A 14,075-nucleotide genomic window follows, 5' to 3' on the forward strand; every position below is an offset into this window, starting at 1 on the left:
TTTTTCAATTGAGACAAATATAATAAATTTAATCCCACTCCGCACTACTAAAATTCGGGCTTATAATAACATCAAACTATGGTAAAAGTTTCTGCGAGCGACTATCTAATTGCTCATCAAATTGGCAAGAAAACGCATATTCTTGGAATTTGAATTCGATATGATGATCTTTATGACGGCTGTTAACGGCACAGATAAAAACATCCCTACTATTCCCCAGATATAGCCCCAGAGCATTAGAGAAATCAATATCACCAGCGGGTTCAAACCCAAACGATCGCCAAAAACCATTGGTTCGACTATGTTTCCAAGTATGTTTTGTACGAGAATTAATGTTGCTGTTACAAGTATTGTGTACCCGAATGATTCAAATTGTATCAAAGTCATCAATGCAGGTAAAATTACTGCTATTATCGAACCAATATTAGGAATAAAATTCAGCAAAAAAGAAAGCGTAGCCCACACGATATAAAATTCAACTCCATATAGCCATAGTACTAATCCTATTAAAATGCCGAGCGTAAAACTGATAAGAAATTTTGTAATGATGTACTTCTGTACTTGATTCGTAATATCTTTAAATGTTTTCTTCAATTTCATTTCCCTTTGTATGGTCATAGTAGCAAGCTGGTCGTCAATCGATTTTTCATACAATCCTTCTTTAAGACTTTTTTCTTTCAATTCCTTTTTCAGTTTTTTCACAGTCGTCTGGACATTCTTTTCGACATACCGGATTCTGATTGCTTCGAATATTTTTTCGTGACCGCTGCTGATAAAAATGAAAAAGAAGAGAATCAGAAAAAGACTCACAAAAATATCGAGAGTTGACGTGAACAATCCGCCCACTATTGAACCGTAATCAATATTTTCAATTGTTTTAAGAAGTTCGTGCATCATCATATCGTTCATTCCAATGGAATGCATTCCTTCCTGAAACAAACGGATTATCTTTTCCTGATATCTGGGCAAAGCTTCTCCAAAACTTACAAACCGCCCTACAATTATCTGAACCACACCGCCAAATAACGATATTGTAATTATTATATTAAACAAGATTGTAAATGGGAGAGGTATTTTCTTTTGTTTTAGGTAATTGTTTATCGGTTCAAATACGAAATAAAGAAAATATGAAATAACGAACGGAATAAAGATGTGTCGTAATTCTTTTAACACCATAAAAATTATTACAAGACCTATTACCGATATAAAAAAGGTAATTGCCGGATCGATGTTTTTTTTCTTCATATCTGCCCTTATCAACTATTACAATATAATGAATTCTTTTCTAAGTAAGAGTGATGTGTGGCCGCACAACAAATAATTTTATGACAAATTTTTACACTGACAAAATAAAATAAATTTATTATCGTTATATATAAATATGAGTTTATATTGAGAAAAATTGTTACCCTTATGAAAATTCGCTAATCCCAAAAACATATCTTACGATAATTAGTTAGGAAATAATTTAATACGCTCGGAGGTTCTATGGAACAGCTGAACTTAAACATCTTTATTACCTCTGCAGACGATGCAGAATTGGCCGAATATAAATTGCTGGCAGCTCTGAAAAATTACAAAGAGGAATTTCATAAATATCGTCTCTATCCATTCTTCGGTGAAATTGTTGATGTTAGCAACCAGCTTCGTCAGTTAATTAATAGCAAAGAAGAATTTAACAAACTCCGTTCGAAAAAAATAACGGGGATAGATCTGGAAAATCAACAATTGATTTACGAATACACCGAAGAGACACTGAGCGAGGAAAAGATATCGCGCGTCTTTTCATTTATTGAATGGGCTCTGCCGAAGATTAAAGAAACTCTGGAAGAAGGAGTTGCAATTTACGATTTTGTAGAAAGCAATATCGAGATTAAAGAAATCGGTTTGCTCCCGATTTATAAGGATGAAGGTTATTTTTTTGTAAGAGACAATCTGGAACGAATGCTCTACATCTATAAATTTTCGGTGACAAAAGTTGTCAATTCCAGCGTTCCGTTCCAGTCGCTAAAAACAAATTTCGTTGAAGTGTTCAAAGAAGAGACTGCAGTTGTACCGCCGGAGGCAATAAAACTGGAATTAATTAAGAAATATCCCGATTTGCCAAATCCGGCAACATACAACATTGACACGGACGTGGATTTCCCCTTCAACGAAACAGTACTGCCCGTTGCTAAACGGAAGTTTATTCGTTTTCTGGCCGCTTAGGTACAGATCGGAGGAAAATTCCGAACTGCTTTTGTTCTTCAAGGCGGCACGACCAGACCAGGTCGCCGTTCCATACTGTAATATCCGGGCAGCCGTCGCACATACTCTGGCGTCCATCCTGCATAAAATCCACGGGCTGGATAAAAAGGATTGTCTGCATGTGAACTTTTCTGAAAACATTTAACGGATTTTTAAGATAATTTGCAAATGCCTTTCGAACCCCTTTGTCGAACAGGAAGCTGAGCAGCATGGTAGAGCGCCCCATCGATGCCAGAGTTGGAGATGCATACGAAAGATATTTCCCTTTCAACAGATGATGGAAAGTCATAATCATTTCGATAAACTTAGCACCGCCATAACCGTAAATTTTTCCTTTCGAACCAAAGCGCTCTGTCAATAGCCATTTGAAAGAATCAACTTTTTCCGTGCCATTGAGAAAAGCAGCAGGCTTGAAATCCGGGTAAATTTTACGCGCCTCGGCCACCATATCAGTCGAAAGGATATCAATTTTTCTTACGTTATCAGAATGATATGCAATTGTCTTCCAGTCGATTTTTTGTCCACCTGCATACCAATCAAACGGTAAATTAGGCACCACATGACGGAATGCGATGAAAACCATCGTATGAACTATATCGATATTTTCCTCTGCCCATTTAATCAATTGGGGTAAATAATGGAGAGTATCTTCATAAACTGTCGAATTGAACGAACAGGCAATGCCTCCTTCATTAGCAAGCATACGAGCATATTCATATCTCAATTCATTTAGCTCGATTTCATTTTTGCCCTTCCATTTGCCTCCTCTGCCTTGTTTACTATCCACGTGAAAAGTAAATCCAAAAACTCCAGCTTTTTTCAAATCCTTCAATAATGTTTTATTGAGCGCCACTCCGTTTGTGTTGAGTATGGGTTTAAAACCTCGCCTCTTAATTTCGGCAACTATTTCTACAATTTGAGGATGTAGCAGTGGATCGCCTCCAGCAATCGAAATACAGTCCGAATTTCTTTTCGATTGAAATACGTCAAGTTCATGTTTGATTTCGTCGAATGGTTTATGAGAATTTTTTTCATTTGCACGGTAGCAACCGTCGCATGCAAGATTACACATTGCCGTCGGTTCGAGCCACGAAATTGCATTGTCTGCCAGATTCCATGGAAGTCGGTATAATTCCCTGTGATTAACTACCTGACCGTTCATTTTGACCCTCGCATTTTTTATTTAGAAAACTTAAACGGAATCAGGATAATAGTGATGTCAAGTGTATTAAGTTTGCAATTGATAAAACAAACAAATTACAATTTGCTTACTGAAGCTTTCCTCTTTAAGAATTGAATTCCAATTGCAGTTTTAATAAAAAAATTACTGAATTTAACAGCCCGTTTTAAATTTTTAGACTTCCTTACCCATATCAAACATATAATATATTTCTATTCGAATCAAGGTGGCTAAATGCCTGTTAACAATAAAATAATTTATTTCACCAACAGCATTGCCCTCGTTAATTCCGTATTATCCGAAATAAGTCGGTAGAAATAAATACCCGCAGAGAGATCGGCGGCGTCGAAAAAAACAGAATAATCTCCTGGTTTATGATGTCGATGTGCCAGAGTTTTTACTTCCCTGCCGAGCACGTCATAAACTTTCAGCGACACAAAACTTTCTCGTCCAACTGTGTATTCAATTTGAGTGGAAGGATTAAAAGGATTTGGATAATTTTGCATCAATTTGTAACCGTATGATTTAAAAACTCCCTCTTCTATAGAAGTAGGGACACCTTCGCCGTAAGCTTCCACTCCGTACCAGAGAGTTTTGTACGTCGATTGATTAAGGTTAACGATAAAACAATTCGACGAATTTGGCTTCACAATGAAAGCTTTCGAGTGGTCTTCCTCCCCTTTGTTATTAAGCGGAATTATTTTTATTGAATCGGCATGAAGTGTTAATTCTAAATAAATATCGAGTGGTTGAATTTCGGTCGTACTATTACCCCAGTTGTTTTTCAAAGTGGTGTTATTGTTATACCAGACCATGCCGCTGTTTTGTATTTTTGATGCAATGGTAATAAGCGATTTTCTCGAATGTAGAAGCGAGTCATCGTTTAACGATAGCCAGGTAATAACACCGAAATCATTTCCCGACCCTGATTGTTTCACTTTTATAGCACTTCCTTCAACGTTCTTTAATTGAGAAAGATAGCCACCCAGACCGATGAATCTTTCAGTTAGAATGACGAATATTCCTTTATTAGCATCCCACTCAATTTCGCCCGTATCAGTTTTGTATGGATTTGAAGGAGATTGCTCAAGTGTTTCAAAATCTGTTGTATGGTCGCCAAAATATGTTTCTGTTTTGATCGAATGTTTCAATGCAAGCTTTCTATCGAAATAAGTAGGGCCAGTCCACCCTGCAGCGTCTTTGGATGGCATACTATAAATAGTGTCGGCAGTGTAAGAAAGATATATCGGATTTGAAGACGGTTTAACTAGTTCATTCCTGAATACATGAGCAATCGTTGGAAAGAACGACATTAAAACCGAATTACGGTTGATGGCAAAAAAATTGTTAATTCTATCGATACCCCAGTCGTAAGCCTCGTCGTATGCAAAATACATAAATCCATCTGCGTCATTGAATGATGCATAGCCGGTAGAAAAGAGAACCGATTCGACCTGGTATCGATTTGGAAAAGCGTGGTTGTATTCGCTTACTGTAAAAGGTTTCCCTTTGATTGGCACTCCCGCAAACAATGCAGGAATTATCCCGCCGTTAATATCTTTTACCATTGGTGTATTATTTATCAACCAGTCGGTCGACGACCAGGGCTCGTTGGGAAATTGTGGATGATCCCAGTAGGCATGATTATCGACATAATTACCATCGGACATTGCGGCTAAATCTGCCGTACCTGTATTCCAGTTAGTAGTTAAAATCGGAACTTTAACGCCTAATGTATCTTTTAGATATGCTATCATTTCTTTAAAATATTGACGTTCCAGAGAGATATAAAATTCCGACATATCTTTAATACGTTGTGAAGAAAATTGAACTGCTTTACTATAGTCGATCCTTCTTACATTTCCTGAAGCAAGTGATTCTCCCTCGCGCAATCCTTCAAGCCCGGCAGATCTAAATCTGATATTGTCGAACCAGTAGGTATTGATTTCCAGACCTAAATTGAATGAAAGGCGTGTATGTCCATTATTATCCTCCGGCGCCCTGAAGCTGAAGGAAAACTCCTGCCAATCTGAATTCAAATTAAGAGTTATACCCGAATAATAGGTATATGGGGAACTATCGTTCATTACACTTACACTTATTTGTGTCGGCGAACTTGACATAGCAGCAAAGTTGATTGTATACGTAGAATCTTTTTTAATAGTCGCGTAAGGAAATTTAAATTGAATATGCCAGTTCTGATCGGACGATTTTGTTACTTCCACCTTGGCACTTTTACTGCCATTGAACGATACGTTCGAATCGATTGAAAAAAATGCAGATGCTCCTGAATGTTGCTCCAGCTGCCACCTTCCTTTCGAACCGGATTCGAAACTTCCATCATCAATTTGTTCGTCGATACCTGTTTCTTTTGTGTTACTGTTCCAGGCATTTTTTAATGCTTCGTCGTTTTTATATTTTTCTCGAAGAAAGTCGATCCACAAACTGTCGAGCATTTTCGAATATCTATAAGGCAATTCCCCGCCCTCGGAAATTGGTTTGAGATTGTCCTCGCGCCAGAATCGATAGAGAGAATTTTCGTTAGTAATTTCGAGCATTGCCATTACGGGGTCGTCCTTCAAAGGTAGACCAGTATAAGGATTTACATGCGTAAGTAGCTGGTGTGCATATTCTTTATGCAGACTTTTAATGTATGGGTCGAAAAAATTTACTCCCTTTCCAAATTCTGGTAACGAATCGTATGACGGCACATTGTCGTTAATTCTGAATGTACGCGACACATGGAGGTTCATATTAATATAAATTCCGTTGCGTTTCAATTTGTCAATCAGATTTTCGAGAATATCGAGATAATGCGAATTAAGTTCTCGCGTCGAAGTTTTACCCAACAGACTGCGCTCAGACCATGGATTGTCTAAGTGATGAAGTCGAACGAGATTAATGCCAAATTTGCGCATTCTGCCGGCAAGTAATTCACATTTATCCTGAGGAGGGAATGCAGCGTCGGCTCCTAAATTTGTACCCCAGAATCGTACTCGTTCTCCGTTAAGACTAAAATGGCCTTCGTCGTCTATTGTGATAAAATCCTTTATTTCTTTCACTGGAAATTTTGGTAGAAAATTTACTGACACTGTATCTTCTGAGGGAAGATAAAAATTAAATCCACCAGTGAAGTTCTGTGCAATGAGAGATGTTAAAGGAAGTAATAAAACAACAAGTAATTGCTTTAATAATTTCATAAATGCTCTGTTTACTTAATTAATTCAAATAAGTAAGAATTTTTTGTACGGATGTAATTTCTGATAGTTTTACCGGACAATGTGAGATTCGATTCACTCCATCCACCCGTAGCTGCAGCTCCAGGTACTAACGCAGCCGAGCTCTCATTCTTATCCATTATCGACCAATTACAATTACTCAATTTATTTTTTTCCATAAAGTCGAACCAGAGATTTGCTTCGTTCATGTCGATATTTCCGTCGCCACTTGCCTCGCTCAGTCCGTATTCAGTTACAAACAAAGCGACCCCCTTTGCAAGTGCGCTTGAAGCTTTCGTTCTGTTAGGTTGTTTGTGAGTGCTGGAATAAAAATGGAGTGAATAGGCAACGTTGATATCATCAATCGGATCTTTTGCGGCAATATCCACATCCTGCGACCACGTGGAATTTCCCACTACAATTAAATTATCAGGGTCGTATTCTCTAATTGTTTTTATAACTTCAACTGCATACGGCTTAATTGTTTTGCTCCACGAAACTTGCATCGGTTCGTTATAAATTTCATATATTAGGTTAGGCCTGTCACCATACTTCTGTGCAAGCAATTTGAAGAACTCTTTAGCTTCTTTGAGGTGGTTTTCGGCGTGATGGTCGTGCCAGTCGACAATTACATAAATACCGAGATTAATAGCCGCATTTATAATTGTTTCAGCCTTCTGCATTTCAGTTTCGGGATTGGAAAGATATCCACCACTTTCGATTCCAATTGAAGCTCTTACAACAGTACACTTCCAGTCATCTCGCAGCCATTTAATACATTCTTCATTATAATATTTCCCACCCCATTGACTCCAGAACAAACTCATACCTCTCAGTACAACCGTTGTATCAGCTTTGCCGACAATTTTATTTCCGTCTACTTTCAAAGGTCCAATTAATTCAACAATTGTTTTGGGAGTGAAATTTTCTTCAGGATTAGTAACCGCCGAATTTTCATCTCCACAATTGAGTAAGGAAAATGAAGTAATTATTATAAGAATAATATTTTTAATGGACATTATCCCTCTTAATTTTAATTAATCAGTTCAAATTCTGTTTCCAGCAGGTCTTTCGAATTAGGCCCTACCATAAGTTTGAATTTACCTGGCTCAAGCAGATAATTCATATTTACATCAAAAAATTTCAAGCGGTCAACGGGCAGTTCGAATTCAACAGTTTTTGTTTCTCCTGGCTTCAAACTAATTTTCTTGAAATCTTTCAATTCTTTCACAGGACGTGTAACACTTGCAACTAAGTCCCTTATATAAACCTGAACAATTTCCTTTGCTTCATATTTGCCAGTGTTAGTTACATCGACACTGAACTTAACAGAATCGTCACTTTTAACTTTGTCGGTTTTCAATTTTAAATTAGAATACTCGAAAGTGGTATAACTGAGGCCATAACCGAATGGGTAAAGAGGTTCTAAACTGAAGTCGATATAATATGAAGTAAAGCGTGGATTTTCGGGATTGTATGGGCGGCCAGTGTTTTTATGGTTGTAGTAGAGTGGAATTTGACCAACTCCTTTCGGGAACGTGACTGTGAGTTTTCCACACGGAACATAATCGCCAAAAAGTATATCAGCAATGACGCTGCCATGTTCGCAACCGAGATACCACGATTCAATAATCGCAGGAATATTTTCAGATATCCAGTTAATTGTCAAAGGTCTGCCGTTCATTAAAATTGCTACCACAGGCTTACCGGTCTTTTTAATTTCTTTAATCAATTCTTCCTGAACGCCGGGTAAATCGAGCATGGCTTTCGAATGTGCTTCACCGCTCATGTCGCGTGTTTCTCCAATTACAACTATTGCCACATCAGATCGATTAACGGCATCGATAGCTTCTTTAAATCCAGATTTATCGTTACTGCGTACTTTGCATCCTTCTGCATAATTTATTTTAATTCTGTCGCCGACTTTATTTTTTAATCCTTCGAGAATCGATACGACAGTTTCTGGAGTTCCTTGCTGTGCCCAAGGTCCAAGCGGGTCGTCTTTTGAGGCTGCTAATTCGCCAATTAATGCTATCGATTTGATATTCTTATTCAAAGGAAGCAAATTGTTCTCGTTCTTGAGTAATACAACCGACTCAAGTGCCACTTGCTTTGACGCCCTTCGTAAGTCTTCGCTCAGTGTAACTCTGGCTTCGCGTTCGGAATTGCAATATTTGTATGGATCGTCAAACAAACCAAGTTTGAACTTAGCTTTCAGGATCCTTCTTACAGCATCATCAATATATTTAATATCGACTTTCCCCTCTTTCACAAGTTCGGCAAGATAATTGTGGTATCCGTTACTTTCCATATCCATATCGATCGAAGCTTCAATTGCAATTTTTGTTGCTTCTTTCAAATCGTTAGCAATTCCATGAATAAGAAATTCACCAATTGTATTCCAATCGGTTAATACAAATGCATCCGACTGCCATTCGTTCCTCAGTATTTGAGTCAACAATAATTTGTTTGCAGAAGATGGAACGCCGCCAATTTCATTGAATGCTGACATCAAAGAACCGACGCCTGCATCGACTGCAGCTTTGAAAGGTGGAAGATAAATTTCTCTCAATGTACGCTCTGAAATGTCCACAGTATTATAGTCTTTTCCTCCTTCAACAGCTCCGTATGCAGCGAAATGCTTGGCGCAAGCGAGTATAGTATTTTCATCATTTAAATTTTTCCCTTGATATCCTTTAACACGTGCGGCAGCCATTACTGAACCGAGATACGGGTCTTCACCGCTCCCTTCCATAATTCTTCCCCATCTCGGATCTCTGGCTATATCGACCATTGGACTGAATGTCCAGTGAACGCCTGCAGCCGAAGTTTCAATTGCCTGCATACGTGCCGAAAACTCGACTAATTCAGGATTCCAGCTACATGCCTCGGCAAGCGGTATCGGAAAAGTGGTTTTATAACCGTGTATAACATCAAGGCCAAAAATTAAAGGAATTTTCAGTCTACTTTCTTCTACAGCTATTTTTTGAAGTTGCCTGGTTTGTTCAGCACCTACTATATTCAAAAACGAACCAATTTTTCCCTGTCTTACCAGTTCTTCGTGTCCCTCTTTCGGTTTCCTTGTTTCTGTGCCTGTGTCCCATCCCGCACTGTATTGAACTAATTGACCAACCTTTTCATCGAGCGTCATCAATGCAAGCACCGAATCGACTTTTTGTTCGAGAGTTTTACTTTGTGCGTATAGAAGTGACCCTATAAAAAATAAAAGAAAATATTTTTTCATGACTGTTATCCTATAGATTTTCTGAGATAATTAAGACCTTACAAATAAAACAAAAAAATAATGCTCAAGATAGTTTACTTTTCTGCACACAATTTTATGAAGTTTTGAATATAAAGGATATCCCTAAGATATCATTTCTTATTTTTCCATTTCGTTCCATATTAAAGCTGCGGCTCCCATAATTCCGGCTCCTTTTCCGGGTAGTGCTGAAGGTATAATTTTAACCTTATTCTTGAAGATATTGAGCATATGTTTTTCCATATACTTTTTCGTCGGCTTAATTAGCAAATCACCGGCAAGAGCCAGGCCTCCGTAGAGTATGATAGCTTCGGGACTTAAATGAACGACAGTGTCTACAAGTTTAAAACCGAGTACTTTTGCTGTAAAATCAAAAGCTTCAAGAGCCAGTTTATCTCCTTTTAGAGCGGCATTATAGATATCTTTTGCCGATAACTTTTCACAATTTAATTTTCTCAATGTGCTGGGATATGGATATTTAGCCATTAATTCCAGAAGTGTCCTTTTTATGCCCGTTGCCGAAGCATAGGTTTCGAGGCATCCAAGTCTGCCACATCCGCACAATCTGCCATTCGGGTCGTAAGTAGTATGTCCGAGTTCACCTGCAAAGCCGTCGTTGCCATAAACTAATTTTCCATCGACGACTATTCCGCTTCCGAGTCCAGTGCCAAGTGTAATGACGACAAAATTTTTCATTCCTTTAGCCGCACCGAAGATCATTTCGCCAAGAGCAGCTGCATTTGCGTCATTTGTAATAACCACCGGTAAATCTGAGAACTCTTTAATCAATTTTACAACATTTACATTACCCCAATTTAAATTGGGCGGCATTTCCACTGTCCCTTTGTAATAATTTGCATTCGGAGCACCAATCCCGATACCAACGAGCTCATAGTTTTTTTCAAATTTCTTAAATGACTTATCGGCAGCCTTAAATATCCTTTCAAACAATTGCCGCGCATCTAAATCTGCTTTAGTGGGAAGTGAAGCGTCATAAATTAACTTTCCTTTTCGATCGACAAATCCAAATGCTGTATTTGTTCCCCCAACATCGATTCCCATAACCAACTGAATTTTGTTCATTTTAATATTTCTCCTGTTCTCCGAAAAAAATGATAAACTAATTTATAATACAAATTTTATGCCTTAAGCAAGATATAGAAAACATCATTTTTTAGTTAAAAATGGATGACAGGTTATTAAAATAATATAAACGATTATTAATTTAATAAATTTATTAGCAGACCTAAGGATTGCACGATAAGTTCTGCTATTCGAGGACAGCCGAAAGAAAGGCTTTTGAATTGGAGTGAGATTAAAATAGATGAATAATTACTGCTACATTGTAATAATCTGATCTTCTTGCGTTAAATGAAATGATGACTAACTTTTTCAAATTAGGATTTTTTATAATTTCCTAAATCTGGCGGTCCATTTATTATTACTGATCCAGAATTATATATATCGTTTAGCTTTTTGAAAAACGTTCATTTGAAAAAATTTTAGTTAAGCATATATCTTAAATAATGGCTGAGTAATCGAACATAGAATATAAAACAAACTTGCGCAACCAGTACTGCAATCTGTGCCCGATGTTAATCGGGAAAGCATCGAGAAAATTAATCATAATTACAAAGTCACTGAATTAATTTCAGAGAGAATTCAAGTTCAATAGGTTCAATCATACTGGCGAACCTTGGTAAACGGCTTCCGATACGATTTCCCCTCATACCTCCTTCAAAATCGGCGGGCATTTTAGTAGGTTCTTCAGTTTCGAGTTTCATTAAAATTACCTTATCCTTATCAGTTTTAATCAATCCAGTATCAACCGGAAGTTTAAGTTCGTAAACAAATTCTGATTTAAGCTGATTTATTTCCGCCTTAATTCCATATTTATTCTCGGATTTATTAATTAATGTCAGAGGATAATTTTCTTCGTTTACAATTTCAATCTCTTTTTGATTCTCCAAAAATTTGTGTAATCGCTCTTCGAACATTTTTCTCATTTCATCTCTGTCCATCAACATTTCTCTGTTAAAATCCTCGCGTATTCTTTCTCGATAGACCATCGGAAACTTAAGACCGATTTTATGATTATCGGATTCAATCCACAATGTAAGTCCTCCTCTTAATACGGGCAAAAAACTTCTGAATTCCTTGAAAATGAAACAAAGATATAGATTGTCCTTGTCGTTTGTATAAGCGACTCCGATATTTTTTTCGTCGAAATTAAAAAACTTACCGTTCCATTCGGAAGGATTAGCATCAATTACAACATTTGTTACTTCGCTCTTTTCGAGAAGAGTTGCAGATGAGCACGCAAAAATAATAAGAGGTAAAAATATTACACACCATCTTATATTTTTCATAATTAACCCCGTTTAATTTTTTATTTTTTGACAAATAGAGTCCAAGCAGGGTTTACAATTTTTTCATTTAAAATAGCCACTCACAAATACAAGAGGAGCGTTCCAGTTAATTGCAATTTCATTCGACGACCAGCTTCCTGTATCGTCTGCAAAACAGAGGGCAGGAGGGGTATTTTTATTAAACAATTTTAGTAAAACGGGATCCTGTAAATATTGATTCGGACCACCAGACAAAAACCCAGGTATTGGCTCGTCGATTCCATCCGACGCAGTAGGTCGATGATGTGGATTGCGCACGTAGTTTGAACCTATTCCTGTAACAAATGAAACTTTATGCGCATTTGCTCCTAAAATGTAATTAAGTTGTCCCAGTGCTAAGTTGTAAAAATTTTTCTCACCTGTAATTTCATAAGCTATAATTAAAATGAGCGCATTGTTTAAAACGTCAGAGTTAGAACCCCATCGATATTCGCCGGGCAATATTGTAACACCGTAACCGTCTTTATTACTTTTGGCTAAAAGGTAATCCGAATAACCCAATAGTTCAGCTTTAATTTTATCCGTGATTTCATCTGGAATATTTCTTTTAGAACTATTGACCAGAATTGTAAAATTAGCCAGGTCATTCAATTGCGACCAGCTTATTGATTTAAAGTGGAAATTATTTTTGCGAGCATATTCAGTAAAATAAATAAGATACTCTCTATCGCCTGTTGTCATAAATAGTTCTGAGGCAGCCCATGCCCTTTCATCCGAATCGTCCCTATCGCCATATTCACCTGTCACGGTACTTTCGGGATTTTTAAAGCCTCCAGCAGGAATCATATTTGGATTGTCGCTTAAAAATTTCCAGGCAGAAATTGCTGCATCCAGAAATTTTTTTGACAAATCCCGGTCGTAATCTTTTATTAACCTAGAGGCTTTCGCTAAAACAGCCGCAAAATCCGCTGTTGCCGTTGACGATATTTGATAAATCAAACGTCCGTCTTCGGTATCTTTATCGGGCATAACAAAATCTTCGAATTTTTCTTTAGTCACTTTAGTAAAAACAGCACCATCCTCACGTTGCATTTTTAGCATCCAATTGATCTCAAATATAGCTTCGTCCAGAATATCCGGTATTCCGTTTCCACTTTCTGGAATATTCAAGCTATCGCTCAGGAACTTGGCAGGGAAAAATTCGTAAGCCATCAATAAAGTGCCGACGGAAACTCCTGCATTTACAATATATTTTCCGTAATCTCCAGCATCATGCCAACCACCGGTAACATCCTTAAAGCCATCTCCAGCTAATGGATGAAAACGAGCATCTTTTGTATGACATTTTCCGTAAACATAACCTCCCGCAAATTTTTGATCGAGTCCAACGCCGCACCTTTGATAATAATACGATTTCAAGGATGCATTAAACAAGTGATTATAAACTGTATCAGAAATTTCGAATGGTGCAGATTTTTTTCCGTTAGGGAGTGTTATAAAAAATTTCCCAGAATTTTTAAAATCTGAAAAATCACCAATATAAATTTCCATTCCGCTTGCAGGATCACTCTTAGTCTTAAGCTTAATTTCACCTTTAAAAACTATTTTTCCGTCAGCAGCATCATGTAAATAAAACGAATCTGCCGGCTCATTAATAAAAAAATACTTTGGCGCAACTATTAAATATCCTGCCTGATTTATTGAAAAATCGCCTGCACTTATTATTAAAGAAGTGGCAAAGAAGAACAAAAACGTAACCTTTTTCATATTACGCCTCGATGAAATTATGGATTAAATTTTTTCAAAAATAATTAAAAATA

9 protein-coding genes are annotated in these 14,075 nt (G+C 37.3%); 1 reads left to right on the plus strand and 8 read right to left on the minus strand.

All coding sequences use genetic code 11. The features are described from left to right. Positions 1 to 105: 105 nt before the first annotated feature. Positions 106 to 1,245, minus strand: a complete 1,140-nt coding sequence (locus ACUN8G_RS02500) for an AI-2E family transporter (RefSeq protein WP_437345539.1) — start codon at positions 1,243 to 1,245, stop codon at positions 106 to 108. 243 nt (positions 1,246 to 1,488) lie between these two features. On the opposite strand from ACUN8G_RS02500, the gene ACUN8G_RS02505 reads away from it, so the two are divergent. Further along, a complete protein-coding gene (locus ACUN8G_RS02505; protein ID WP_437345540.1) occupies positions 1,489 to 2,208 on the plus strand; it encodes a hypothetical protein in 720 nt (239 codons plus the stop codon). Here ACUN8G_RS02505 and ACUN8G_RS02510 read toward each other — a convergent pair. The 7 genes from ACUN8G_RS02510 to ACUN8G_RS02540 all read right to left on the minus strand — a co-directional run bounded on the left by ACUN8G_RS02510 (position 2,186) and on the right by ACUN8G_RS02540 (position 14,022). Beyond that, entirely contained in the window at positions 2,186 to 3,409 is a 1,224-nt protein-coding gene (locus tag ACUN8G_RS02510; protein WP_437345541.1) for a radical SAM protein, read from the minus strand. The two genes, ACUN8G_RS02505 and ACUN8G_RS02510, sit on opposite strands and share 23 nt — an antisense overlap. Before the next feature lie 275 nt (positions 3,410 to 3,684). Continuing rightward, a complete protein-coding gene (locus tag ACUN8G_RS02515; RefSeq protein WP_437345542.1) occupies positions 3,685 to 6,627 on the minus strand; it encodes a carbohydrate binding domain-containing protein in 2,943 nt (980 codons plus the stop codon). An 11-nt stretch (positions 6,628 to 6,638) separates the two neighbouring features. After that, a complete protein-coding gene (locus ACUN8G_RS02520) occupies positions 6,639 to 7,664 on the minus strand; it encodes a glycoside hydrolase family 5 protein (protein ID WP_437345543.1) in 1,026 nt (341 codons plus the stop codon). Between the two features lie 14 nt (positions 7,665 to 7,678). Next, on the minus strand, positions 7,679 to 9,889 hold the full coding sequence (locus ACUN8G_RS02525; RefSeq protein ID WP_437345544.1) for a glycoside hydrolase family 3 N-terminal domain-containing protein: 2,211 nt from the start codon (positions 9,887 to 9,889) through the stop codon (positions 7,679 to 7,681). 138 nt (positions 9,890 to 10,027) lie between these two features. Next, positions 10,028 to 10,990: an ROK family protein gene (locus ACUN8G_RS02530; RefSeq protein ID WP_437345545.1), complete on the minus strand. Its 963-nt coding sequence runs from the start codon at positions 10,988 to 10,990 to the stop codon at positions 10,028 to 10,030. Between the two features lie 554 nt (positions 10,991 to 11,544). Beyond that, on the minus strand, positions 11,545 to 12,276 hold the full coding sequence (locus ACUN8G_RS02535; RefSeq protein WP_437345546.1) for a hypothetical protein: 732 nt from the start codon (positions 12,274 to 12,276) through the stop codon (positions 11,545 to 11,547). 63 nt (positions 12,277 to 12,339) lie between these two features. Continuing rightward, positions 12,340 to 14,022 (minus strand): glycoside hydrolase family 9 protein, encoded by a 1,683-nt coding sequence (locus ACUN8G_RS02540; protein WP_437345547.1) that lies wholly within the window; start codon positions 14,020 to 14,022, stop codon positions 12,340 to 12,342. Positions 14,023 to 14,075: the final 53 nt, after the last annotated feature.

Source organism: Melioribacter sulfuriphilus, from assembly GCF_052656625.1.